Origin of the sequence: Mesorhizobium sp. BR1-1-13, from assembly GCF_020165515.1 — a bacterium.
Lineage (GTDB): Bacteria > Pseudomonadota > Alphaproteobacteria > Rhizobiales > Rhizobiaceae > Mesorhizobium.
The window spans coordinates 25,949-51,143 of sequence record NZ_JAIUIH010000001.1 but is presented as its reverse complement, the minus strand read 5'-3'; the positions used below and the strand labels follow the sequence as shown (position 1 = coordinate 51,143).

The 25,195-nt window shown below is 63.4% G+C and carries 24 protein-coding genes and 1 pseudogene; 17 read left to right on the top strand and 8 right to left on the bottom strand.

Annotated features, from left to right (window positions below; genetic code table 11):
* The first annotated feature begins 278 nt into the window (after positions 1-278).
* From LB533_RS00245 to phoB, 7 genes are all read left to right on the top strand, one after another.
* Positions 279-4,415, top strand: a complete 4,137-nt coding sequence (locus LB533_RS00245) for a PAS domain-containing protein (protein ID WP_224676415.1) — start codon at positions 279-281, stop codon at positions 4,413-4,415.
* 517 nt (positions 4,416-4,932) lie between these two features.
* On the top strand, positions 4,933-5,991 hold the full coding sequence (gene pstS, locus LB533_RS00240; RefSeq protein ID WP_140643612.1) for a phosphate ABC transporter substrate-binding protein PstS: 1,059 nt from the start codon (positions 4,933-4,935) through the stop codon (positions 5,989-5,991).
* Positions 5,992-6,056: 65 nt separating this feature from the next.
* Positions 6,057-7,046, top strand: a complete 990-nt coding sequence (pstC, locus tag LB533_RS00235; RefSeq protein ID WP_140643611.1) for a phosphate ABC transporter permease subunit PstC — start codon at positions 6,057-6,059, stop codon at positions 7,044-7,046.
* Between the two features lie 3 nt (positions 7,047-7,049).
* The gene (gene pstA, locus LB533_RS00230) at positions 7,050-7,901 is read left to right on the top strand and encodes a phosphate ABC transporter permease PstA (RefSeq protein ID WP_224676414.1); all 852 of its coding nucleotides are present in this window, start codon (positions 7,050-7,052) and stop codon (positions 7,899-7,901) included.
* Entirely contained in the window at positions 7,898-8,701 is an 804-nt protein-coding gene (gene pstB, locus LB533_RS00225; protein ID WP_140554179.1) for a phosphate ABC transporter ATP-binding protein PstB, read from the top strand. The genes pstA and pstB overlap by 4 nt, the downstream gene beginning before the upstream one ends.
* A 25-nt stretch (positions 8,702-8,726) precedes the next feature.
* The gene (gene phoU, locus LB533_RS00220) at positions 8,727-9,434 is read left to right on the top strand and encodes a phosphate signaling complex protein PhoU (RefSeq protein ID WP_140643607.1); all 708 of its coding nucleotides are present in this window, start codon (positions 8,727-8,729) and stop codon (positions 9,432-9,434) included.
* 19 nt (positions 9,435-9,453) lie between these two features.
* On the top strand, positions 9,454-10,143 hold the full coding sequence (gene phoB, locus LB533_RS00215; protein ID WP_010911896.1) for a phosphate regulon transcriptional regulator PhoB: 690 nt from the start codon (positions 9,454-9,456) through the stop codon (positions 10,141-10,143).
* A 7-nt stretch (positions 10,144-10,150) separates the two neighbouring features.
* On the opposite strand, the gene LB533_RS00210 is transcribed toward phoB, so the two are convergent.
* Complete coding sequence (locus LB533_RS00210; RefSeq protein WP_224676413.1) at positions 10,151-11,392, bottom strand: ROK family protein; 1,242 nt, start codon at positions 11,390-11,392, stop codon at positions 10,151-10,153.
* 258 nt (positions 11,393-11,650) lie between these two features.
* Between LB533_RS00210 and xylF the strand changes: the two genes are divergently transcribed.
* From xylF to LB533_RS00190, 4 genes are all read left to right on the top strand, one after another.
* Entirely contained in the window at positions 11,651-12,691 is a 1,041-nt protein-coding gene (xylF, locus tag LB533_RS00205; protein ID WP_140500579.1) for a D-xylose ABC transporter substrate-binding protein, read from the top strand.
* A 141-nt stretch (positions 12,692-12,832) separates the two neighbouring features.
* Complete coding sequence (locus LB533_RS00200; protein ID WP_140643604.1) at positions 12,833-14,185, top strand: sugar ABC transporter permease; 1,353 nt, start codon at positions 12,833-12,835, stop codon at positions 14,183-14,185.
* Between the two features lie 15 nt (positions 14,186-14,200).
* Complete coding sequence (locus LB533_RS00195; RefSeq protein ID WP_140554172.1) at positions 14,201-15,001, top strand: ATP-binding cassette domain-containing protein; 801 nt, start codon at positions 14,201-14,203, stop codon at positions 14,999-15,001.
* A gap of 145 nt (positions 15,002-15,146) precedes the next feature.
* Positions 15,147-16,769 (top strand): CHASE domain-containing protein, encoded by a 1,623-nt coding sequence (locus LB533_RS00190; RefSeq protein WP_224676412.1) that lies wholly within the window; start codon positions 15,147-15,149, stop codon positions 16,767-16,769.
* 186 nt (positions 16,770-16,955) lie between these two features.
* Here the strand turns inward: LB533_RS00190 and LB533_RS00185 are convergent, their stop codons facing one another.
* The 5 genes from LB533_RS00185 to LB533_RS00165 all read right to left on the bottom strand — a co-directional run bounded on the left by LB533_RS00185 (position 16,956) and on the right by LB533_RS00165 (position 20,032).
* A complete protein-coding gene (locus LB533_RS00185) occupies positions 16,956-17,201 on the bottom strand; it encodes a YMGG-like glycine zipper-containing protein (RefSeq protein WP_224676411.1) in 246 nt (81 codons plus the stop codon).
* A 180-nt stretch (positions 17,202-17,381) separates the two neighbouring features.
* The gene (locus LB533_RS00180; RefSeq protein WP_224676410.1) at positions 17,382-17,552 is read right to left on the bottom strand and encodes a hypothetical protein; all 171 of its coding nucleotides are present in this window, start codon (positions 17,550-17,552) and stop codon (positions 17,382-17,384) included.
* A 127-nt stretch (positions 17,553-17,679) separates the two neighbouring features.
* Positions 17,680-18,711, bottom strand: coding sequence for a sensor histidine kinase (locus LB533_RS00175; RefSeq protein WP_224676409.1), 1,032 nt, complete (start codon positions 18,709-18,711; stop codon positions 17,680-17,682).
* Positions 18,712-18,888: 177 nt separating this feature from the next.
* A complete protein-coding gene (locus LB533_RS00170) occupies positions 18,889-19,053 on the bottom strand; it encodes a DUF1328 domain-containing protein (RefSeq protein WP_006203859.1) in 165 nt (54 codons plus the stop codon).
* A gap of 184 nt (positions 19,054-19,237) precedes the next feature.
* Entirely contained in the window at positions 19,238-20,032 is a 795-nt protein-coding gene (locus LB533_RS00165; RefSeq protein WP_140500589.1) for a response regulator, read from the bottom strand.
* A 219-nt stretch (positions 20,033-20,251) separates the two neighbouring features.
* Between LB533_RS00165 and LB533_RS00160 the strand changes: the two genes are divergently transcribed.
* Both LB533_RS00160 and LB533_RS00155 read left to right on the top strand, forming a co-directional pair.
* Positions 20,252-20,455 (top strand): NepR family anti-sigma factor, encoded by a 204-nt coding sequence (locus LB533_RS00160; protein WP_140643594.1) that lies wholly within the window; start codon positions 20,252-20,254, stop codon positions 20,453-20,455.
* 3 nt (positions 20,456-20,458) lie between these two features.
* Entirely contained in the window at positions 20,459-21,010 is a 552-nt protein-coding gene (locus LB533_RS00155) for an RNA polymerase sigma factor (RefSeq protein WP_140500591.1), read from the top strand.
* Between the two features lie 71 nt (positions 21,011-21,081).
* Here LB533_RS00155 and LB533_RS00150 read toward each other — a convergent pair whose 3' ends face one another.
* Positions 21,082-21,462: a response regulator gene (locus tag LB533_RS00150; protein ID WP_224676408.1), complete on the bottom strand. Its 381-nt coding sequence runs from the start codon at positions 21,460-21,462 to the stop codon at positions 21,082-21,084.
* A gap of 113 nt (positions 21,463-21,575) precedes the next feature.
* Between LB533_RS00150 and LB533_RS00145 the strand changes: the two are divergent.
* From LB533_RS00145 to LB533_RS00135, 3 genes and pseudogenes are all read left to right on the top strand, one after another.
* Positions 21,576-22,281: pseudogene (locus LB533_RS00145) on the top strand (Crp/Fnr family transcriptional regulator).
* Positions 22,282-22,475: 194 nt separating this feature from the next.
* Positions 22,476-22,802 carry a YqjD family protein gene (locus LB533_RS00140; RefSeq protein WP_224676407.1) on the top strand — a complete coding sequence of 109 codons (327 nt, stop codon included), beginning with the start codon at positions 22,476-22,478 and terminating at the stop codon, positions 22,800-22,802.
* A gap of 10 nt (positions 22,803-22,812) precedes the next feature.
* Entirely contained in the window at positions 22,813-23,277 is a 465-nt protein-coding gene (locus tag LB533_RS00135; protein ID WP_224676406.1) for a hypothetical protein, read from the top strand.
* A gap of 52 nt (positions 23,278-23,329) precedes the next feature.
* Here LB533_RS00135 and LB533_RS00130 read toward each other — a convergent pair whose 3' ends face one another.
* Positions 23,330-24,862: a sensor histidine kinase gene (locus tag LB533_RS00130; protein WP_224676405.1), complete on the bottom strand. Its 1,533-nt coding sequence runs from the start codon at positions 24,860-24,862 to the stop codon at positions 23,330-23,332.
* A gap of 158 nt (positions 24,863-25,020) precedes the next feature.
* Here LB533_RS00130 and LB533_RS00125 point away from each other — a divergent pair, with 158 nt between their 5' ends.
* The gene (locus LB533_RS00125) at positions 25,021-25,194 is read left to right on the top strand and encodes a hypothetical protein (protein ID WP_181165417.1); all 174 of its coding nucleotides are present in this window, start codon (positions 25,021-25,023) and stop codon (positions 25,192-25,194) included.
* The last annotated feature ends 1 nt before the right edge of the window (position 25,195 follow it).

The following is a 25,195-nucleotide window of genomic DNA, read 5'->3' as shown; positions in this document are numbered from 1 at the left end:
TGACGACCGTGCCGTCATAGCTGCGCGAACAGCCACTGCCGAAAAGCAGCGCCGCGCTCAGCAAGCAAGGCACAATCCGTCCAAACATCAGCAACACCCCTGTTCGGGTTTATAGCGCGGCTTCGATCCAGCCGACAACCGGGCGCAATGGCGCAGGCCAGGGCCGGCCCGGTGCGCAACGGCTCGTTAAGGTTAGCGGATCGTTAATGCTTCTCGGGCACATTCCGCCGACGAACCGCGGAGGGAGGGTTCGGCCTTGGATTCGGGGTGGGGACGGCATGGCTGAAGCGAACGAGACAGCCGGCGTGCGCGGCGAGCGCGGGTCGGGCGAAATGGCGGTGAACGACGCGGCCTCGTTCGCCGAGGGCATGGACTTGGCTATGCTACGCCAGCTGGTTGAGACGGGCTCGGACTGGATCTGGGAGACCGATGCCGAGCTGCGCTTTTCCTGGCTCTCGCACAACTACCAGACGGTCACGGGCATCGACCCGGCCAACGTGCTCGGCCGTTTCCGTTTCGATTTTCTGAAGCAGGTCCTGAACGGCAACCGCAGCGCGGCAATGCATCTGGAGGATCTGCAGGCGCATCGGCCGTTCCGTGACTTCGTCTACGAACTGAAGGGAGGTCGCGCCGATTGCCGCTGGGTGCTGACCTCAGGCTTTCCACGCTTCGACGACGAGGGGAAATTTGCGGGCTATCGCGGCATTGGACGCAATGTCACGGGATTGGCCGCCGCCTTCGAAGAGCTGGAACAGAAGCAGCAAGGAGAGGCGTCTTCGGGAGGCCTTGCCGATCTTCGCACGATGGTCGATTCGATGCCGATCGGCATCATGGTCCTCGACGCCGACCTGCGCGCCGAAGTGATCAACCGGGCCTTCTATGATTTGTGGAAAATCGATCCCCAGCGCGCCGGGATCGGCTCGGGCTTCCGCGAGTTGATGGAGGCCAGCCGCGCCGTCGATTCCTACGGTGCCGACGACGTTGCCTGGCAGCGCCATACCGCCGAGCGCGAGGCCGAGATCAGGGCCGGCGTCGCCGGCTCCAGACAATTGCCGCACAATGACGGGCGCACCCTGGTCGCATCGCTGGCCCCGCTGGCCGGCGGCAAGCGGCTCATCTCCTATGTCGATGTCACCGACATGAAGGATCGCGAAGCCGAACTGGCCGAAGCGCTGGAAAAGGCGCGACTGGCGGAAGCGGTGATCAACGGCGTCAAGGATCCGATCTTCGTCAAGGACGACGATCTGCGCTTCGTCTTCGTCAACGAAGCGTTCGCGGGCCTGTTCGGCCAGACGCCGCAAACCATGCTTGGCAAGCCCGGCGGCAATTTTCTCGCACCGGCCGAGGTCGCGCTGTTCGAGGAAAGCGAGCGCGCGGTGCTGGCGACCGGGCGCCCTTACGAGGTGGAAGAAAGCTTCGAAGTCGACGGCGTCAACTGCTCGCGCGTCGTCAGGAAGAACCGCGTTAGAATGGCAAGCGGCCGCAGCTACGTGGCCGGCTTCCTCTTCGACGTCTCGGACATGAAGGGTCGTGAGACCGAGGCGCAGGACGCCCGCAAACACCTGGCCAGCGTGCTGGAATCGCTGCCGGCCGCCGTGATCATCTACGACCGCGACGACAATTTCGTTTTCGCCAACCGCAAGATGCAGGACACGCTGCCGGCGTTGAAGCCGGCATGGCAGCCCGGCCGCACCTTTCGCGACGCGCTATCGCTCGGTCATTCGGCCGGCTATTTCCGCTCGAGCGGCGATCCGCGGGTCGATGCGCTCTATGATGGCGATCTCGATCCCTGGCTGGACAGCATCCTCGCCCGCTACCGCCTGCCATACTCATCCTTCGAACGTCTCAATCCCGACGGCCGCTGGTATCAGGTCTACGACATGCGCACCGATGACGGCACGTTCATCGGCGTGCGTGTCGACATCTCCGAGATCAAGAGCCGCGAAAAGGCGCTGCACGATTCGATGCGGCAGATCGACCTGTTCCGGCACGTGCTGGACGAACTGCCCGTGGCCGCCTTCATCAAGGCGCAGGACCTCAGCATCGAGTTCGTCAACAAGGCCTGGTGCGCGATCACCGGGCTCGCCAAGGAAGACGTCATCGGCCGCACCGATCGGCAGCTGTTCGGCGACGGGGACGGAGAGAGCTACAGCCTGGACGACACCGAGGTCGCCCTCACCGGCAGCGTCAGGGAGGTCGAGGAGCCCGTCACCCATCGCGACGGCACGGTGCGGCAGTTGATGACGCGCAAGAGCCGGCTGGTGGCGCTGGACGGATCGGTGCATCTGGTCGGCTCCAGCACCGACATCACCGAGGTCAAGGCGCGCGAGCGGGCGCTGGAAGAAAGCATGCGCGAGAACGAGGTGTTCCGCAGCCTGATCGACAACGTGCCGGTGTCGATCTACGCCAAGCGCTCCGATCTCAGGCAATTCTACGTCAACAAGGGCTGGTGCGATCTCACCGGCTTCAGCAAGCAGGACGCGATCGGCAAGACCGACATCGAAATTTTCGGGCCGGACGGCGAAGCCTTCGTCGATGGCGACCTCGCGGTGCTGCGCAGCGGCGAAACCCAGGAGGTCGAGGAGACGGTGACACTCCCGGACGGCAGCGTGCGCCACCAGTTCGCCCGCAAGGGCGCGATGATCGCGTCCGACGGGTCGCTCTACCTGATCGGGTCGACCACCGACATCACCGAATTGAAGCTGCGCGAGGCGGAACTGCGCGAGGCGCGCCAGCGCGCCATACTTGCCGACCGCGCCAAGTCGGAATTCCTCGCCAATATGAGCCATGAGATCCGCACCCCGATGAACGGCGTGCTGGGCATGGCCGAACTCCTGGCCAAATCCGATCTCGATCCGAAGCAGAAGACCTTCACCGACATCATCGTCAAATCGGGCAATGCGCTGCTCACCATCATCAACGATATCCTGGATTTCTCCAAGATCGATGCCGGCCAGTTGGTGCTCGATCCCGCCCCTTTCAATCTCGCCGAGGCGATCGAGGACGTGGCGACGCTGGTATCGACGCGCGCCAAGGAAAAGGACCTCGAGCTCATCGTGCGCATTGAGCCTGGGCTCGAAAACCTGTTCATCGGCGATGTCGGCCGCATCCGGCAGATCGTCACCAACCTGCTCGGCAATGCGGTGAAGTTCACCGACGAAGGACACGTGCTCGTCGACGTCACCGGCGAAAGTGTGCCGGACGGAACCAGGCTGACGATCTCGGTCACCGACACCGGGATCGGCATCCCCGAGGAAAAGCTGAAACAGGTGTTCGAGAAATTCAGCCAGGTCGACACCTCCTCGACGAGGCGGCATGAGGGCACCGGGCTCGGGCTCGCGATCACCTCGCGGCTGGTCGAATTGATGGGCGGCGACATCGGCGTGGAAAGCGCCGAAGGCAAGGGGTCGACCTTCTGGTTCGCGGTCACGCTGCCCAGGGCCGGACAACAGAACGCGCAGCGCATCATGCCGGTGGATGTGACCGGCGCGCGGGTGCTGATCGTCGACGACAATGCCGTCAACCGCGCCATCCTGACCGAGCAGATGACGTCATGGACCTTCGATTCCTGCGCGGCCGAGAGCGGCGCCGAGGGACTGAAAGTACTGATCGCTGCCGCCGCCTACGGCGTGCCGGTCGATTGCGTCGTGCTCGACTATCAGATGCCCGAGATGAGCGGCGCCGAGATGGCAGGTGTCGTGCGCAACACCGCCGGGCTTGCCGACACGCCGATCATCATGCTGACCTCCGTCGACCAGTCGCTGGCCAACACCAGTTACCGCGATCTCGGCATTGATGCCCAACTGATCAAGCCCGCACGCTCCTCGGTGCTCCTGGAAACGCTGGTCGCCACCATCCAGCGGCATCGCCACGCTACCGATGTCGCCCAGCCGCTTGCTGTCGAGGGAGGCGGGGGGAACGGTCCGCAACCATCGCCAGTGGCGGCGTCGGGCCAACGCGCGTTGCTGCAGCCGCCGCCGGTCAGGCCTCGGCTTGCCGCGACCGGCGGCGAGCAGCGGCTGGACATCCTCGTGGCCGAGGACAATGAGGTCAACCAGATGGTCTTCACCCAGATCCTCGGCGAGACCGGCTACGGTTTCGAGATCGTCGGCAATGGCCGCAAGGCGCTGGACGCCTTCGGCAGGCTCAATCCGTCCATGATCCTGATGGACGTCTCGATGCCGGAGATGAACGGGCTCGAGGCGACCGCCGCCATTCGCCGGCTGGAGGAGGAAACCGGCACGCATGTGCCGATCGTCGGGGTCACCGCGCATGCGCTCAAGGGCGATCGCGAACGCTGCCTTGACGCCGGCATGGATGATTATCTGCCCAAGCCGATCAGCCCCAGGGCCCTGCTCGAAAAGGTCGAGCGCTGGGTCGGCGCCGGTCGCCAGGCCCGGCGCAACGCGGGATAGGCTTCGCGCCTTCCACGGGATTGCGGCGAGAATCAGTCGGGGTCGGCCGCTGCCCTTCGAGCAAGACTATGGTGCGATCGCACCATATCAAAGCCGGCGTCCAGCCGGGACAATGACGGCATCGAATTTCCGCTCTCTTCTAGTTACGGGCGGGAGCAGCGACCGCCAGTATGAAGCAGCGTCAATCTACCCCAACGGACCTGTTTTTGGCGATGGCCCGGCCAAGACATCCTCTGGCCTCGAGCAACGCGCTCCCGTCCGGCTTTTCTTCGATCAGCGCTCCATGCCGAATCCGAGGGCTGTTTGGGTGGCCAGATAGCGCAAGTCCCTGATTCCCGAAGGCAAACCGGCGCCATGCCGCAGCCGCCGATCGCCATCGCCTTTCCAAGCGCCGGCGACGCGTTACCGGGCTGACACGAAACTGTCATGCGACTGTTATAATCGAACGCTATTGGCCTCAGCGGGCGCTGGCAAGGAATGGCGCCGAGAGACCATCTTCCGAACAGGAGCAGGCCACATGAGACATTTCATCCGCTCGGCGGCCGTTGCGATCGCAATGGCTGCGGCGTCCACCCTCACCCTTTCAGCGGCAATGGCAGCTGACATTTCCGGCGCCGGCGCCACCTTCCCTTACCCGATCTATGCGAAGTGGGCCGATGCCTACAAGAAGGAGACCGGCATCGGTCTCAACTACCAGTCGATCGGCTCGGGCGGCGGCATCAAGCAGATCAAGGCCAAGACCGTCACCTTCGGCGCTTCCGATGCGCCGCTGAAGGGCGAGGATCTCGAATCCACCGGACTTGCACAGTTCCCGATGGTGATGGGCGGTATCGTTCCGGTCGTCAATCTCGAAGGCATCAAGCCGGGCGAACTGGTGCTCGACGGCCCGACGCTGGCCGATATCTTCGCCGGCAAGATTACCAACTGGAACGACGCGGCGATCGCCAAGCTCAATCCCGACGTCAAGCTTCCCGACCAGGCGATTGCGGTCGTGCATCGCTCCGATGGTTCGGGCACCACGTTCAACTTCAGCTACTATCTGGCCGACGTCAGCGCCGACTGGAAGTCGAAGGTCGGCGTCAACACCGCGCTCGAATGGCCGGTCGGTATCGGCGCCAAGGGCAATGAAGGCGTCGCCAACAACGTCTCGCAGACCGGCGGCTCGATCGGCTATGTCGAATACGCCTACGCCAAGCAGAACAAGCTGACCTATGCCGACATGATCAACAAGGACGGCAAGAAGGTCGAGCCGACGGCGGCGGCGTTCTCGGCGGCGGCGGCCAATGCCGATTGGAGCTCGCAGCCGGGTTACGGCGTCATCCTGGCCAACCAACCGGGCGCCGAATCCTGGCCGATGACGTCGGCCACCTGGATTCTGGTCTACAAGAAGCCCGGCGACGTGGCGGCGACCGGTGAAGCGCTCAAGTTCTTCGCCTGGTCCTACGCGAAGGGTGACGACATGGCCGGGGCGCTGGACTACGTTCCGATCCCCGACGCGGTCGTCAAGAGCGTCGAGGACATGTGGACCAAGGACATCGTCGGCGAAGACGGCAAGCCGCTCTATTCCGCCATGTAATCCCTGCTGAATGAGGAGGGCGCTTCACGGCGCCCTCCCTGTCTTCCTTGAAACGCGAGGGCCAGATGACCGCCGTCTCCGAAGCCATGCCATCGTCGGCCGCCATGCGGGCCAGGGAAGCGACGGTCCGGCGCTTCGCGCTCACCGATACGATTTTCCGGGCGGCGACACGCTTTTCCGCCATCCTCGTCCTGCTCATCCTCGGCGGCGTGGCGATTTCGCTGGTTGCCGGCTCGTGGGAAGCGCTGTCGAAATTCGGGTTCTCCTTCCTGACGACCGAATCGTGGAACCCGGTTACCGAGAATTTCGGGGCGCTGGCCCCGATCTACGGAACCATCGTCACCGCCGCCATCGCTATCCTGATCGCCGTTCCCATCGGCATCGGCATCGCCATCTTCCTTACCGAACTCTGCCCGCGGCCACTCCGGCGCCCTATCGGCATCGCCGTCGAGCTGCTTGCCGGCATACCCTCCATCATCTACGGCATCTGGGGCCTGTTCGTGTTCGCGCCGTTCCTGCAGACGACGGTGCAGCCCTTCATCATCAAGCTTTTCCACGACGTGCCGGGGCTCTCCAGCCTGTTTGCCGGTCCGCCCTACGGCATCGGCCTTTTGACCTCGGCGCTGATCCTTGCCATCATGGTCCTGCCCTTCATCACCTCGATCACCAAGGATGTCTTCGACACGGTGCCGTCGGTGCTGAAGGAATCGGCCTACGGCATCGGCTGCACGACCTGGGAGGTCACCCGCCGCGTCGTCATCCCCTATACCCGCGTCGGCATCATGGGCGGCGTCATGCTCGGTCTCGGCCGCGCGCTCGGCGAGACCATGGCGGTAACCTTCGTCATCGGCAACGCCCACCGCATCAGCGCCTCGCTGTTCGCGCCCGGCACGACGATCTCGGCAACCATCGCCAACGAGTTCACCGAAGCCGACGGCGATCTCTATACGTCTTCGCTGGTGGCGCTCGGCCTGATCCTGTTCGTCATCACTTTCCTGATCCTTGCCCTTGCGCGCTACATGCTGCTGCGCATGGACAGCCGCACGGGAGCCTGACCGATGTCGACGGCCACATCGCTTCACAATCGACGCAAGCGCAGGAATGCCGTGATGATGACGCTATGCGTCACGGCGGCGGGCATCGGCCTGGCCTGGCTGGCGCTGATCCTCGGCGCACTGCTCTATAAGGGCCTGTCGGGTGTTTCGCTCTCGGTGTTCACCGAAATGACGCCACCGCCAGGCGATGGCGGCGGCCTGCTCAACGCCATCTACGGCAGTATCATGATGACCGTCATCGCCGTCATCGTCGGCACGCCGATCGGTGTCCTCGCTGGGACCTACATGGCCGAATATGGCCGCTTCTCGCGCCTCACCACCATCGTGCGCTTTATCAACGACATCCTGCTGTCGGCACCCTCGATCATCGTCGGCCTGTTCGTCTACGAACTCCTGGTGCGGCCGATGGGGCATTTCTCGGCGATCGCCGGCGCCGTCGCGCTGGCCATCCTGGTCATCCCGGTCGTCGTGCGCACCACCGAGGACATGCTCAACCTCGTGCCGAACGCCCTGCGCGAGGCCGGCGCCGCGATCGGCGCGCCGCGCTGGGTGGTCATCCGCTCGGTCGCCTACCGTGCGGCGCTGTCGGGCATCGTCACCGGCATATTGCTGGCCATCGCCCGCATTTCCGGCGAGACGGCGCCGCTGCTCTTCACCGCGCTCAACAATCAGTTCTGGTCGAGCAATCTCAACGCGCCGATGGCCAGCCTGCCCGTCACCATCTTCCAGTTCGCTCTCAGCCCCTATGAGGAATGGCAGCAGCTGGCGTGGACCGGCGCACTCATAATCACCCTTACGGTTCTCGGGCTGAGCATCTTCGCCCGCAGCCTTACCGGACGCAGAGAGGACAGATGAAACCGATGTTGTCCACCGAGTTGAACACGCCCGAAGTCGCGGTCGAGAAAGCCAAGATCGAGGTCAAGAACCTCAATTTCTACTACGGCCAGTCGAAGGCGCTGAAGGATATCAGCCTGTCGCTGCCTGAGCGCAGCGTCACCGCCTTCATCGGGCCTTCGGGCTGCGGGAAGTCGACGCTGCTGCGCGTCTTCAACCGCATCTACGAGCTCTACCCGAAGCAGAGCGCCGAGGGCCAGGTGCTGCTCGACGGCCAGAACATCCTCGACCGGTCGCAGGACCTCAACCTGCTCAGGACCAAGATCGGCATGGTGTTCCAGAAGCCGACGCCGTTCCCGATGTCGATTTACGAGAACATCGCGTTCGGCGTCAGGCTCTATGAGAAGCTCAGCAAGGCCGAGATGGACGGCCGTGTCGAGCAGGCGCTGAAGCGCGCGGCACTGTGGAGCGAGGTCAAGGACAAGCTCAACGCCAGTGGCCTCAGCCTTTCGGGCGGCCAGCAGCAGCGCCTCTGCATCGCCCGCACGGTGGCCGTGAAGCCAGAGGTCATCCTGCTCGACGAGCCTGCCTCGGCACTCGATCCGCTGTCGACCGCCAAGATCGAGGAACTGATCGACGAGCTGCAGGCCGATTATACGATCGTAATCGTCACCCATAACATGCAGCAGGCGGCGCGCGTATCGAAGCAGACCGCCTTCATGTATCTGGGCGAGCTGGTCGAGTTCGACCGCACGGAGAAGATCTTCACGTCGCCCCGCGAGAAGCGCACGCAGGACTATATCACCGGCCGCTTCGGCTGATCCCACGCACACGAGGACCAAGATCATGGCCGAACATACAGTCGCAGCCTTTGACGAAGATCTCGGACAGATCAGCAGGCTGATCCGCGACATGGGCGATCTCGCCTCATCGATGGTCGGCGGCGCCACCAAGGCGCTCCTGAATTCCGACAACGCGCTCGCCCAGCGCGTCGTCTCCGACGACGCGATCATGGATGCGCGCCAGCGCGAACTCGACGACCGCGCCATCACCCTGATCGCCAAGCGGCAGCCCATGGCGGACGATCTGCGCCATGTCGTCGGCTCGATCCGCATGGCGGGCGATCTCGAACGCATCGGCGATCTCGCCAAGAACATCGCCAAGCGCGTCGGCACCGTCGGCCTGGCCGCCACGCCGCGCGACCTGTCGCACTCCATCGATGTCATGGCGCAGCTGGTGCTGATCCAGGTGCAAGGGGTGATCGAGGAGTATGCGGCGCGCGATTCCGCGGCACTTGCCAAGCTGCGCGCCGACGATGAACGCATCGACGTCAAATACACATCGGTGTTTCGCGAGCTGCTGACCTACATGATGGAGGATCCGCGCAACATCACCGCCTGCACGCATCTTTTGTTCTGCGCCAAGAATCTCGAGCGCATCGGTGATCACGTGACCAACATTGCCGAAAATGCCTATTATGTGCTGACCGGCACGCAATTGCCCGCCAATCGCCCGAAGCAGGACGAGACGGCGATGTCGGCGCCAGCGGCGTGACGGCAGGGGTGACCAGTCGATGATCGCGCCACGCATCATGGTGGTGGAGGACGAGGAGCCGCTGGGTGTGCTGCTCCGCTACAATCTGGAATCGGAGGGTTATCAGGTCGAGGTGGTGACGCGCGGCGACGAAGCCGAGATCCGCTTGCAGGAGAATGTCCCTGACCTTCTTGTGCTCGACTGGATGGTGCCGGCGGTTTCCGGCATCGAACTCTGCCGCCGTCTCCGGATGCGGCCCGAGACCGAGCGGCTGCCGATCATCATGCTGACGGCGCGCGGCGAGGAAAGCGACCGGGTGCGCGGTCTCTCCACCGGCGCCGACGACTATCTAGTCAAGCCGTTCTCAACCCCGGAATTCATGGCACGCGTCAAGGCGCTGCTGCGCCGCGCCAAGCCCGAAGTTCTGTCCAGCGTGCTCAAGGTCGGCGACATCGTGCTCGACCGTGAATCGCACCGGGTCTACCGCAAGAAGAGCGAGATCCGGCTCGGGCCGACCGAGTTCCGCCTGCTCGAATTCATGATGCGCCACCCGGGCCGCGTGTTCTCGCGCAGTCAGCTGCTCGACAATGTCTGGGGCGAAACGATCTATATCGACGAGCGCACGGTGGACGTGCATGTCGGCCGGCTGCGCAAGGCGGTCAACAATGGCCGCATGCCTGACGTGATCCGCACCATTCGGGGCGCGGGGTATGCGATCCGCGAAGACTAGGGATATGTCACGCAACGTTCTCGCCTATGCCTGATTTCGCTTGTGCCCCCGGCGCGAAAATTTCCTGGTCGACGAAGGTCAGCGCGCGCATGGCGCAACCCTCGCGGATCAGCGGCAGTTCGTTCGGCTCGGTGTCGAAGGAAATCGATTTCGAGTGCTGGCCGCCGGCGGTCTGGGCGATCGCCTCGCGCAATGCCGGCTCGATCAGGTCGAAGGCGGCCGCGCTGACGCCGACCATGGCGACCGGCGCCGGATCGATCAGGGCGAACAGGCTGCCAAGGCCATAGCCCAGCGCCTCGCCGGCCTTGCGGTAGGCTTCGCGCTCCGGCCCGTCCTTTTCGCGCGCCGAGGCCGCCAGGGTGCGCATGTCGGCGTCGCTGACGTCGACGGGCTCGGTGTCCTCGCCAAGCTGCCTAGCGTTGCGCCAGATGGCATAGTTCCCGGCATAGGCCTCGACACAGCCGCGCCGCCCGCAGCGGCAGAGCGCCCCGCCGGGGCGATGGATCATGTGGCCGAACTCGCCTCCGGATGAATGGGTGCCGGTGAACAGTTCACCCTTCAACACCAGGCCCATGCCGATGCCGTGCGACAAAAGGATGGCGATGAAGTCGTCGCGGTAGCGCTGGGGATCGCGCCAGCGCAGCGCCACCGCCATCATGTTGCAATCGTTCTCCATGGTGGCGGGAATGCCGAACTCGGTCTCCAGTATGTCGGCGAAGGCGATGTCGGTCTGCGGCGTGATCGGCGACCACAGCATGGTGCGCGCATCCGTGTCGGTGATGCCCTGGATCGCCAGCGCGATACGGGCGATGCTGCCGACGTCGAGGTCGGGATCTTCGAACCGCCGCCTGACGATGGCCACGCATTCATCGATCAGCGCCTCGCGCGACAGGGTCAGCGTGTCCAGCCGGCGCTGCTCTTCAGATATCACCTGCCCGGCATAGTCGATGACTGCGACGGAGAGGAAATTCAGCGACAGCACCACGGTCATCACCGCCGCGGCTTCAGGGTTGAGGCTGAGGCCGACCTGCGGCCGGCCGCGTTTCAGCGCACCGGCCTCGCTCGGCTTGCTCTGCGCCAGGATGCCTTCGCCAATCAGGTCGGAGGAGATCGCCGATATGGTGGAATGGCTGAGCCCGGTGGTCGCGGCAATCTCGGTGCGCGATGGCTGCCCGGCACGGCGCACGGCCGCGATCACCATCGCCCGGTTGCGTCGGCGCAGATCGTCGTGGCGGATTCCGACCGACATGTTCCTCGCATCCTCCCGGTCGCCGCGTTCTCTCCCCAGGCCCCGACGACCGTCAGATACTGGCAGAACCGGCCTTGGCTGTCATTATTTATTCCGGAGCTCGAAAAAAATTCCCGAGGGCATCAAAATACATCAGAATCGGCGTTGACAGCGTTCCGACGATGGATCAGTGTTTTTTCGAGGCTCGAAAAAATAGAGCCTTTGTGCCGGCCTAAGGGCCTGTTTGGTCGCGCCATACGCGGCGCAGGGAGGATTAAGATGAAGAGATTCACAGCCGCCATCCTGGCGGGTGTCGCCATGTCGCTGACGCTCGCGTCGGTCGCGCAGGCGAAGGACAAGGTCATCGGCGTTTCCTGGTCGAACTTCCAGGAAGAGCGCTGGAAGACCGACGAGGCCGCCATGAAGAAGGCGATCGAAGCCGCCGGCGACAAGTATATTTCCGCCGACGCCCAGTCCAATCCCGGCAAGCAGCTCACCGACGTCGAGAGCCTGATCTCGCAGGGCGCCAATTCGCTGATCATCCTGGCGCAGGACGCCTCCGCCATCGGCCCCGCGGTGCAGAAAGCGCTCGACGAAGGCATTCCGGTCGTTGGCTATGACCGCCTAATCGAGAATAAGGACGTCTTCTATCTGACCTTCGACAACAAGGAAGTCGGCCGCATGCAGGCCCGCGAAGTGTTCAAGGTGAAGCCGGAAGGCAACTACGTCTTCATTAAGGGCTCGGGTGCCGATCCGAATGCCGATTTCCTGTTCTCCGGCTCGATGGAAGTGCTCAAGGATGCCATCGACAGCGGCAAGATCAAGAATGTCGGCGAAGCCTATACGGATGGCTGGCTGCCGGCCAACGCGCAGAAGAACATGGAACAGTTCCTGACCGCCAACGACAACAAGGTCGACGCGGTGGTCGCGGCCAATGACGGCACTGCCGGCGGGGTCGTCGCGGCGTTGACGGCTCAAGGCCTGGCCGGCACCGTTCCGGTGTCGGGCCAGGACGGCGACCACGCGGCGCTGAACCGCATCGCCCTCGGCACGCAGACCGTGTCGGTTTGGAAGGACGCGCGTGAACTCGGCAAGAATGCCGCCGAGATCGCCTCGCAGCTGGCCGACGGCAAGAAGATGACCGATATCGCCGGCGTCAAGGACTTCACCACGCCTGGCGGGAACACCGTCAAATCGCTGTTCCTGACCCCGGTTGCGATCACCAAGGACAATCTCAACGTCGTCATCGACGCCGGCTGGATCAAGAAAGACGAGGTCTGTGCTGGCGTCGCGGCGGGCAGCGTCGCGGCCTGCAACTGATCTTCCATTTCAAGCGATGAACGCCGCGGCTACCAGGCCGCGGCGTTTTTTCAAGAAGATTTGTTTTTCCGCCCCGGGCGGGTAACTTCTAGGCTGGCTTCCGGCATCCGCGTCAGACGGGCAGGCCGGTGGGAGAAAATCATGACCGACACGACGTCCAACCCGCAGGCCGACACCGCGCGTGCGTCGGAACTCGGCGCCGTCGCCCGGTTCCTGAAGGCGACCGAGATCGACACGCGCATGCTCGGCATGATCGGCGCGCTGCTGCTGATCTGGATCGGGTTGCATGTCCTGTCCAGCCTGCGTCTCGGCGTCAATCCGCTCGATTTCGACAGCCGTACCTTCCTCACGCCGCGCAATCTGTGGAACCTGTCGGTGCAGACCTCGGCCGTCGCCATCATGGCCTCAGGCATGGTGCTGGTCATCGTCATGCGCAATATCGACCTGTCCGTCGGTTCCGCCGAAGGGTTGATCGGCATGGTCATGGGCTTCGCCCAGGTGCACTTCCTGGTGCGGATGGTCGGACTCGAGCTCGGCAACCCTTGGATCTGGGTCCTGGCGCTGGTCATCGGCCTGGTGCTCGGCCTGTTGATCGGCGCATTCCAGGGCTTCGTCATCGCCTATCTCGAAGTGCCGGCCTTCATCGTCACGCTGGGCGGACTTCTGGTCTGGCGCGGTGCGGCATGGTGGGTCACCAGCGGCCAGACGGTGGCGCCGCTCAACACGACGTTCCAGCTGATGGGCGGCGGCCCGGCCGGATCGATCGGCGCGACCTGGAGCTGGGTGGTCGGTATCGCCGCCTGCCTTGCGGTGGTGCTTGCGCTGTTCAACGGGCGGGTGCAGCGCAAGCGCTTCCGTTTCCCGCTGCGTCCGATCTGGGCCGAGACGCTGATCGGCGTGGTGACCTGCGCCGTCATCATGGGCGCGGTTTGGCTGGCCAATTCCTATCCGTGGCCAGTCGGCATCGTGAACAGATATGCAGCCGCCAACAACATCACCGTGCCCGAGGGCGGTCTGTTCATCGCCCACGGCATCGCCATACCGGTGCTGATGGCCATCGCCGTCGGGCTGGTCATGACCTTCATCACCAAACGCACCCGTTTCGGCCGCTATGTCTTTGCCATCGGCGGCAATCCGGAAGCAGCCAACCTCGCCGGCATCAATACGCGCTGGATCACGATGAAAGTGTTCATGATCATGGGGGTGCTGGCCACGATCGCCGCCGCGATCTCGTCAGCCCGGCAGAACTCGGCCACCAACGTGCTCGGAACGCTCGATGAATTGCTGGTGATCGCAGCGGCTGTCATCGGCGGCACGTCGCTCGCCGGCGGTTCGGGAACCATCATCGGCGCCATGCTGGGCGCGCTTTTGATGCAGTCGCTGCAATCCGGCATGGTGCTGCTCGGCGTCGACTCGCCGCTGCAGAGCATTGTCGTCGGCGCCGTGCTGGTGATCGCGGTGTGGCTCGACACCGTCTATCGCAAACGCGTTTGAGGGAGGAGGACAATCATGGCTGACAGGATCGCTCCCGCCGGCAACCCGCTGGTCGACATGCGCAACATCTCAATCGCGTTCGGCGGCATTCGCGCCGTCGACGATGCCTCGATCGATCTTTTCCCCGGCGAGGTCGTGGCCCTGCTCGGCCACAACGGCGCCGGCAAATCGACGCTGATCAAGATTCTGTCGGGCGCCTACAAGCGCGACGCGGGCCAAATCTTCGTCAACGGCGAAGAGGCCTCCATCTCCAATCCGCGCGATGCCAAGAAATACGGCATCGAGACGATCTACCAGACCCTGGCGCTCGCCGACAATGTCGACGCCGCCGCCAACCTGTTCCTCGGCCGCGAGCTGAGAACCGCCTGGGGCACGCTCGACGACGTCGCCATGGAGGCCGAGGCGCGCAAGGTAATGGGCAGGCTCAATCCCCGCTTCCAGCGCTTCAAGGAGCCGGTGATCAAGCTGTCGGGCGGGCAGCGCCAGTCGGTGGCGATCGCACGCGCGATCCTGTTCAATGCCCGCATCCTGATCATGGACGAGCCGACGGCAGCACTTGGACCGCAGGAAACGGCCCAGGTCGGGGAACTGGTCAGGCAGCTCAAATCCGACGGCATCGGCATCTTCCTGATCAGCCATGACATCCACGACGTGTTCGAACTGGCCGACCGGGTGTGCGTCATGAAAAACGGCCAGGTCGTCGGCACTGCCCGCACCAGCGATGTGACCCAGGACGAGGTACTGGGCATGATCATCCTGGGCAAATGTCCGCCCGGCGCCATTCCCGGACCAGGCGCGCTGAAGATCGCTGCCTGAAGCCTGCCCGGTTACCGCCTGGTCGCAAGGTCCCGATCTGCCGGTCATGTGATATGCCAGCCGGCGGGATGGCTTGGCCTTGCCATTGTATTGGCAAAGCGACTTGCCCATAAAGGGCGCACATGCTGATGGGCCGCATCATCCGTTGAAGAAGCTTTTTCCAATCGTCGCTTTCGTTGCCGTTGCGCTGATCAGCATGACGATGGCGGGGTTCGCCTATTTCGCGACGCAGGAGGCGGCTCGCATCAAGTTTGACGCGACCGCGGACGATGCGCTCAATCGAATCGAGAGCCGGATCGACCTGCAGCTGTCGCTGCTGCGCTCGTCGCAAGCCTTGTTCGACGCCCGCAATGGCGACATCTCGCAGAGCGAGTTCAAAGCGTTCTTCGATGCTCTCAATGTCGATACCAATTTCGCCGGCCTGCGCGGCATCGGCTTTCTCCGGCTGGTGAAAGCAGGCGACGAGGCAGCGGTCGAACGCGACATGCTGCATGACCAGGGCGTCAGGCGTGCGATCTATCCGGATACGACGCAGCCATGGCGTACGCCCATTGTGCTGTTCGAGCCGCTCGACCCGTCCAACAAGGCCAGCATCGGTTATGACATGTTCACCGAGCCGGTGCGGCGCGCGGCAATCGAGAAGGCAATGGCCGATGACCAGCAGCACGCGAGCGGGCTGGTGCAACTCGGCCAGGAGACGGGTGCAGCACAGACCTTCACCGGCTTTCTCGTGTTCGTGCGGCTCAACGTCGAGACCGCACCTGATGCCATAAACGCATCGCGATCCTCGACGGTAGGCTTTCTCTACGCGGCCTTCCGGGCCAGGGAGCTGTTCCAGATCGCGCTCAGCCGCGCGCCGCTGCTGCCGGTCAACACCGAAATCTACGATGGCGCGGTCGATCCGGATCATCTGCTGTTCCGGTCGGAGACGCCGCCCGTCTCGGCCTTCGGCGACAGGCTGCTGGTTACTCGCAAGATCAGCGTGGCGGGCCGGCCGTGGACCGTGCAGTTCAGGCCGACAAGCGCCTTCTCGCAGCCATCGTCGCGGGCCATCCCGGTCATGCTCGGCCTGTTCGGGCTGCTGCTGGCCGGCGCCATCGCGCTCGTCGCGCGCTATCAGGAGCGAGCCTACGAGGCAGCGTCGCTGCTGCACGAGACGACGGAAAAGAGCCTGCTCGAAAAGGATTTGATGCTGCAGGAGATGAAGCATCGCATCAAGAATTCGATCACGCGAGTGCTGGCGATCGCGCGCCAGACCGCGTCACGTGCCAGCGACGTCAATGAGTTCTCGGCATCGTTCTCGGCCCGGCTGCAGGCAATGGCCGCGTCCCAGGACATGCTGACGCGCTCGCGCTGGCAGAAGGCGGATCTCGGTGACCTCCTGCGCATCGAGCTTGGCCAGGTGTTCGGAAAGGAGCTGCCGGAAGAGCTTTTGTCCGGGCCGGAGGTGCTGCTTGACGAAACCACGACGCAGGCACTGGGCCTCACCTTCCATGAACTGGCAACGAATGCGCTGAAATATGGCGAGGCCGGCAATACGGTCGGCGCCCTCAGGATCGAATGGACGGTCGAAGGGCGCGGGCGTGACCGGGTCTTGGCTTTGAGCTGGCAGGAAACCGGGCAGAAGAAGGTCGACGCGCCGGCCACGACCGGCTTCGGCACCAAATTGATCGACCTCAATGTCACGCGTGAACTGCGTGGCACGATCCATCGCGATTATCGCGATGACGGATTGAATGTGGAAATCAGGATTCCGCTGCCGGCGTGAATGCCGTCGGGCCGCTCCAGGCCTCACGCGACCGACAATTTTCGCACCGCTGCCGGGTTCGCGAACGAGCCTGACAGCGGTGGGATTTAATTTGCTCGGAGCGGTTCGGCGTCTGATAGGTCGCCGATCCGCTCCTTGCTCGCAATTCCGGCGGGAAAACCGCTCCGCGCTTTTCCCGGAATTGCCTTAGTTGCAGCGCGCCGTGTAGATGCGACCCCGATGATCGCGATACTGGCAGTACCCATTGCGCAGGTTGCGGACCAGCAGGCCCGAACCGGCACCGACGGCCGCGCCGATCAGCGCGCCCTTGCCGCCGCCGACCAAGCCGCCCACGCCGGCGCCGATCAAGCCGCCGCCGACGACATCCTGCTCGGTCGAGGTGCAGCCGCTGACGGCGACCACGGCAGCCAGGGCGATAAGAATTTTCCGCATAGGGTCACTCCTCACTTCGTGTCCTCACTTTAATAAGCTCCAGCCGTCACTTAGCATGAAAAAACGGCCTTTGCTGCTCCAATTTATTGTTGGTGAAGAGAGTCTTTTTCTGGGCGCGGCTTCCCATGCCTCGGCCACCGAAAATCCCCAGCGATGTGCGCGCCAACGCTGGAGCGGGAATCACGCTAACTGGGACAGGGCGATTAGGACAATTGCCGCGGCCAGCGCCGGAGCGATGATGGGCAGGATGCCGTGGGAAACCGGCGACGCCTTGGATGTCTCGGGATCCTGGAATTCGCCCATCGAAATGCGAGCGGCCTGCTCCAGTCTGTTCATGTCGGCGACCGTCAAGGCGCTCCTCCCCACTGTGCTGCGGCAAAGCCCTCGAAAGCATGCTCGTCGGCTCGGCAGTTCCATGGTATCTTGCAAAACAGCATCTGCTTCTATGGTGAACAGCCGGTTAAAAAATGGCGGTCACCTACTCCGTCTCGAAATTGCCGTTCGGAACAACGAGATGGTATTCGAGGCGACCATCCGCGATATCGAGGCGCGCCGTTCCGTTCAGGGAAGAGGGCACCACCCGTTCCAGTGCGACGCTGCCGAAGCGCTTTTTGCCCTCTTGGTTGCTGTCGGTCCCTATGGTTTCTGCCCAGGTCAGCGACAGGGCAACGCCGCCATCGGCGGCGGTGTCGAGGACGGCGGTCACTTCGACGAAGCCCTCCGGCCGCGCCAGGGCGCCATAGCTGACCGAGTTGACGGCAAGTTCATGCATCGCAAGGCCGATGTGCAGCGCGGCGTTGGGGTTGAGGTAAGGATTTGCGCCGCGGAAGCGAAGGCTGTGCGACGCGTCCGTCCCGTAGCGGCCAACCTGACCGGCGACGAGTTCGCGAAGGGCAGCACCGCGCCAGTTGGAGGAGGTTACCAGATCCTGGGAGGAGGCCAGCGACTGGAGCCGGCCGCGAAAGCGGGTCAGGAAATCGCCGATGCTATCGGAATAGCGCCCCGTCTGGGTGGCGATGCTCTGGATGATCGCCAGCAAATTCTTCGAGCGGTGCGTGACTTCGCGCAACAGCGTCGTCAGCGTCTGTTCGCGGCGTCGCTGCTCGGTCGTCTCGACCATGGTGGTGACGACACCTTGCACGTCGCCGGCCTCGCCATGGTCGGCGTCGATCCAGACCTGAAACCAGCGCATGCCGTCCTCCATCGGGACGCCGATCTCAAGGCGCTGCGGATCGCCGCTTGCGACGACGTTGCGCTTGGCAGCGCCAATGCGGTCGGCCTGTGCCGGCGGCAGGATGCCGTCGCCCTCGCTGCTGTCGGCCCAGGGTGCGCGCATGTTGCGCGCCCAGACGGTTTTCATGTCTCGGTCCTGGTAGAGGACGGAAATGCCGGCATTGTGCAGTGCGTGGAGAAGCGCCCGGCCAAGTTGCATCCCGCTTTCGGCGGGATGCAGGGCGATGACCTCGTCGCCCCGCTCGTTCTTCTTGGTATCTCGAGCCCTGGAACGCATCCGACCTGTCCACCCAACTCAGGCTGAACGGCTCACTGTCCAATGGGTTCCAAGGCAGGTTTTACGGGAACCGGACGCCTAAAAGCGGTCCGCCGGGCGGCGTCCTTGAGGGACACTGCCCGGCGGTGGCTGGAAACCGTTTGAGGGGTGCGGCTTCCAGTGTTCGGCTGGTATCGCTCACGCCCGCCTGAAAAGGCCGGCGAGAAGCGAAATGATGAGGAAAGCGAGAAAGATGAAGAACAAAATCTGCGCTATCCCGGCAGATGTGCCGGCAATGCCGCCGAAACCAAGCGCGCCGGCGATGATTGCCACGACGAGAAATACGAGCGCCCAGTAAAGCATGGTTCCATCTCCTTCCAACTATGCGAGAAAAACGTGGGTGGATGCGGTTTGTTCCACTTTTTGCCGAAAAAGACGATCCCCCGCGCACCATCGTGGCGCGAAAAAGCAAGGCACGGCCAGCGGAACCGTCGGCTGGCCGTGCCTTGCTTTTTCGCGCTCTTGCGGCGGCTTCAGATGCGCACGGCTATGCGGCTGCTTTCGCCTGCCGGTCGAAGAACAGAGCCTGGCTGATCAGCGCCTTGACCATGTCCGGGTTGAACGGCTTCGTCACCAGGAAGGCCGGTTCGGGGCGCTCGCCGGTCAGGAGCCGCTCGGGAAAGGCGGTGATGAAGATCACTGGCACCGAAGTCGACGACAGGATCTCGTTCACTGCCTCGATGCCCGAGCTGCCGTCGGCGAGTTGGATGTCCGCCAGCACCATCTTCGGCCGCGTCTTGCCGAACATCGTCACCGCTTCGGCATGGGTGCGGGCCGTGCCGACGACGCGATGACCCAGGCTCTCGACCATCTCCTCTATATCCATGGCGATCAGCGGTTCGTCCTCGATGATCAGCACGTCGGTCGCCACCTGGCGGGAAATCTCGTTGCTCGCCTGGGCAAGCAGTTCTGAGAATTCCTGTTCGCCGACGCCAAGGATTTCGGCCGCCTCATCCTCGCTGAAACCCTCGACGGCCACCAGAAGGAAGGCCTGACGGGGGAGCGGCGCGATGGCATTGAGATTGGCCGCGGCGCGCTGTTCCCATGCCGATTGCGCCTGCTCCTGTGGAACGCGGATGGCGACGGATGTGAACAGTTTGGCGAAGACCTTGTACAGCGCGATGCGGTCGCTGGATGCCTCGGGAAAAATGTCGACATCGGCGATGATGGCCTCGAGCATCGCGGCAACCAGCGCGTCGCCGCTCTCCTGCGATCCCGATACGGCACGCGAGAAGCGGCGCAGGAACGGCAGATGCGGAGCGATGGTGGCGGATAAACTCATGACGGACGTCTCCCTCAGATGACGTGATTGACTAAAAATGCAGGTCAAGCCCCATTGCAAGCCCCAACGGCACAAACGCGGGCTTTCGCAAAAAGTTCCGGGCCCGGGAACTAATACGCCTGAACGGCGTTTGAATTGGGGATGGGCAACCAGACGAGGATGCCGCTTGCGTTGTGTTGAGTTATGTTGAGCGGCTATGGGGCTGGATTAAAGGGCGAAATGAAGGAAATGACGAAAGATGTCTCGACTGGCGCCGCAAGCAGGCGCCGGAACGGCGTGGGCGACCCGCTCGGGCCGAATTCCGAAATCGGACGCAAACTCAAGCAGTATTATGACGAGCTGGTCTCCGACGATGTGCCGGATCGCTTCGCGCAGTTGCTCAGCCAACTGGAGCGGGCCGAGCCCGCACAGAAAAAGGACTGAGGCATGGCAACGGTCTCACAAGGCTTCAAGACCGATCTGCTTGGGGCAATACCGAGCTTGCGTGCCTTCGCAGTGTCACTGACGCAGAATGCCGACAAGGCCGACGACCTCGTTCAGGAAACGCTGGTCAAGGCCTGGGACAAGCATGAGAGCTTTCAGCCCGGTACCAACCTGAAGGCATGGCTCTTCACCATCCTGCGCAACGAGTTCTATTCGCAGATGCGCAAACGCGGCCGCGAGGTGCAGGACAGCGACGGCATTATGACAGCCAGGCTTGCGGTGCATCCCGCCCAGCACGGCCAGCTCGACCTCAAGGATTTCCGCGGTGCACTCGAGCAGTTGCCCGAAGACCAGCGCGAGGCCATCATCCTCATCGGCGCCTCGGGCTTCTCCTATGAGGAAGCGGCCGAGATTTGCGGTTGTGCGGTCGGGACGATCAAGAGCCGCGTCAGCCGAGCCCGCACGCGCCTGCAGGAGATACTGAAAATCTCCGGCGAAGACGAGTACGGTCCCGATGCAATCTCAGCACAGGTCACGGGCACGGCGGCGCACTGAAACGCGTCGCATCGAAACGGCTGACAGGATCGCCATCGCGGCCGCTCCGGCTCTTACGCAATGCGACGCCGTCAGGCGGGCGGGACTCGTCCGCAGGCCAGGGCCACCGCTTCGACAAGATCTTCGCCCGAATAAGGTTTGCTGACCAGCCTTATCCCTGGAAAGGCAGCCTTGATCTCTTCCGCATCCGAATAACCGGAGGCAAAGACGAAGGGCACACCCGTTTCGCGCAGGCGCGATGCAAAGTCGAAGGTCGGAGTGCCGCCCAGCATGAGGTCGACGATCGCCGCATCGAATTGGGTGGCAACCTGTCGGCCATCGATCTCGGCCAGGTCGCGGACAAGCACCACGTCGCCGGCGCCGTGATCACGGCAAAGCTGCTCGACATCCATGGCGATGAGAAATTCATCTTCCAGGACAAGAATGCGCAATCCGTCAAGCAAAGGCGACACAGGCAATGGCTCCTTGAAACGCAGCGAGTCATGATCGCTATTTGATGCGCTGTCATTTAAAAAAGACATGCCACCGCAGCGGCTGAGCCCGCGGTTCTCGAGGAGCGGTCGAAATGTCAATCCAGAACGGCCTTGCTTCCTCCAGCCGCCGGTATGATTGCGAGAATTGCCCACTGCGGCCGCTGCCGGGTTTCCGTAAATTCGAGAGATCGGAACTGGTCTTCATCGATAAATTGAAGAAAGGCGAGCTCGCGGTCGACAAGGGCGCAACGGTGCTGGTGGAAGGACGCCGCAGCACCCATCTCTACACGGTGCTGTCGTGCTGGGCTTTCCGCTACAAGCTGTTGTCGGATGGCCGCCGTCAATCCTCAACTACGCCATCCCTGGAGATCTCATCGGGCTGCAAGGCAGCGTGATGGGCGAAATGCAGCATTCCGTCGAAGCCTTGTCGCCGATGCTGCTTTGCATGTTCGAGCGGGAGTCCCTGCATGAGCTTGTCCGCAACCATCCGGGCCTGGCCTATGACATCACCTGGATCGCGTCGCGCGAGGAGCGGATGCTGGATGGGAACCTGCTCAGCGTCGGCCGCCGCAGCGCGATCGAGCGCACCGCCTATCTCATCGCCTTCATCGGCAGCCGCAGCACATCGCCGATACGCTCGGCCTGTCGTCGGTCCATACCAACAAGACGATTCGCAAGCTGATGGATCGCAAGCTGATCGCGTGGCGCGATGGCGGCTGCGAGATCATCGATCATGAAGGGTTGAAGCAGCTTGCCGGCTGGGAGGGGCTGGGCGAGGAACGGCGGCCACTGATCTGACCGGATGCAGGAGGAATCGTTTTGAGATAGAGTTCATCCCGATGGAACCGGGATGGCCTCTATCTATTAGGTTGAGCGTGATCTTTTCCGAAACCCGGTACCCACTTTCCGGATCATGCCCCGGTCTATCCGAGAGCTCGGAACCTTGAGACATGCAGCGCGTTGAAACCAAAGCAATCACAAGGAGTTAAGTAATGGCAGCTGCCGCAGGAAAAACCGCAAGCGAAGCGCGGGCGAACTCGGACCTCGAAGCCGATATCAGGCAGTTGAAGGCCGATATCGACAAGCTCACGAAGCAGTTGGCCAAGACAGGCGAGCATGGATACGGCACCGCGCGGCGTGCCGCCGCCGAAGGTGTCGAGCATCTGCGCGCCCAAGGCGAGGCAGCCTTTGACAGCCTGCGCAGCAACACCAGGGATATAGAGGCGCAGATAGCGGCAAGCGTGCGCGAGAAGCCGGTGACTTCATTGGCGATCGCCGCCGGCGTCGGCTTCCTGTTCGCGCTCCTGGCGCGCCGCTAGTCTCGCCCAAATGGGATTGCTGGCTTCCCTTGTGTCGGGCCTGGCTTCGGGCGAAACCGTTGCAGCCATGCGCCGCGTGCGCACGGCTGCAATCGTCTATGCGCTTGCCGCCCTCGCGGCGCTGTGCGGTCTCGGCTTCCTGATCGGGGCCGGCTATATCTGGGCTGCGGACCGCTATGGTCCGCTCGCGGCGGCGTTGGGATTCGGCCTTGGCTTTCTGATCGTCGCGGGCCTGATCCTGCTGATCTATCGCTTCTCGGCCGGCTCGCGCGCACGGCGCCGGGCAGAACGGCGCAAGGCCGACATGACGGCAATCGGCGTCACCGCCGCACTGGCCGCACTGCCGGCGCTGCTCAAGGGAAAGGGCGGCCTCGGAGCCATTCTCGGTCCCGCCGTGGCGTTGGCGGCCTATGCCATTTACCGCGAGAACGTGAAGCCAGGTCCCGGCGGGCCGGCTGGCGGCGATCCTGATTGAAGGCTGAGCCGGATTAAGGCTGACCCGGATTTGGCTGGGCCGGTCACTTCGGTCACTTGGAGAGATCCTCCAGCGGCATGGATATTTCGGCAAAGACGCCTTCCGGCCGGAACTCGTGCGCCACTTCGCTGGAGATGACCTTGGCCAGGCTGCGGCGGATCAGGATCGAGCCGAAACCATGCCGCTCGGGCGGGGCAACCGCAGGACCGCCGCTTTCGCGCCAGGTCAGGACAAGGCGCCGGTCGCTTTTTCTGCCTTGCATCTTCCAGTTCAGATCGACCTTGCCGGACGTCGCCGACAGCGATCCATATTGCAGGGCGTTGCTGGCCAGTTCGTGCAGGATCAGGCCCAGCCCCACCGCCTGGTCGGGCGACAGCAACAGATCGGGACCTGTGATCGTCATGCGCAGCTGCTCGGCAGTGTCGAAGGGCCTCACCTCGATCTGGACGAGTTCACGGATGCCGATGCCGCGCCATTCCCGGTCGGACAGGAGATTATGGGCGATGCCGAGTGCCTGGAGCCGGGCGCCGAAGGCCTCCAGGAACGCGCTCGGCTGGCGGGCGTGGCGCACGGTCTGCGTCGCCAGCGCCTGAACGGTCGCCAGCGTGTTCTTGACGCGGTGATTGAGTTCGCGCAGCAGCAGCCGCTGCCGTTCCTCGCCAAGCCTGCGCTCCGAGATGTCGTAGTTGACCCCGAAGATGAGCGTCGGCTTGCCATCGCCGTCGCGCTCGATGACACGGCTGCGTGTCGCCAGCCAGCGCGGCGGATGGAGGCCTTTCACGCGGTACTCGCCGAAATAGTCGTCGCCGCCGGCCAAGGCGTCACGGAAGCCGGTTTCGGTCTGATAGACGTCGCGTGGATCTATTGCCATCAGGATGTCGCGCGCCCGCAACCGGTTCGATCGCGGCAGATTGAACAATTCCGGCAGCAGAACGTCGCAATCGATCATGTCGGTGCGGATGTCCCAGGCCCAACTGGCAAGCGATGCCGCGTCGAGCGCTATGGCGCGCCGTTTTTCTTCGCGCGCCAGCGCCGCCTCGGCGATGGCGCCGCTGCGCGTCGCGTCCTTCAGCGTGAACAGGCTGGCGGCGAGCCCTGCCAGCGCCTTCAACTGGTCGAGCCTGACGCGCGATGGATGGGGACGGGGTTTGCGGTCGAAAACGCACAGCGTTCCGATCCTGGCGCCGGCGACGGTCACCGGCGCGCCCGCAAAGAAGCGGATGTGATGCTTGCCCGTGACCAGTGAGTTGGCTTTGAAACGCGGATCCAAGGTCGCGTCGGGTACCACCATCAGTTCGCCGCCCGCGGCAATCGCATGGGCGGAGAAGGAGATGTCGGTTGCGGTCTCAATCTCGTCCAGGCCGACACGCGACTTGAACCATTGCCGCTCGACGTCGACGAGCGTAACCAGCGCGATTGGTGCGCGCATGGCGGCCGCGGCAAGGCGGCTGACGCTGTCGAAGTCGGCGTCAGCCATCGTATTCAGCGCCTGCAAGCCGTGCAGCACGGCCAGCCGGCCGGCGTCATTGACGACGTGCAATACTTCGGCCGGCAGGCTCGACGCCGTTTTCGCCGTCTTGTTCACCAGCGTCCCCAACGCTTCCTCGCGAGCCCTCCGACTTCGCCTTGCCGACTTGCCGGCGAAGGGCTTGGCCAAACGCGGAACCTTCGTAGCAAGGAACCGTTACCCGAAGATGTTTTGCCAGAGACGCTCAACGCGTCCACATCGCATCGAGGACGGCTATGCCCAAGACCATTCCTGAAAACAAAGCGCGTCAGGGACACTGGGGCTGGCACGGCTTGCGGATCCTGATTGCGGGACTTCTCCTGGCCTTTGTCGTCTGGGGCATAGTCGAGATTTACGGCGAGTACACGAAATCGCCGACCACCGAACAAGGCAGCGCTCCGAGCGGCTAGT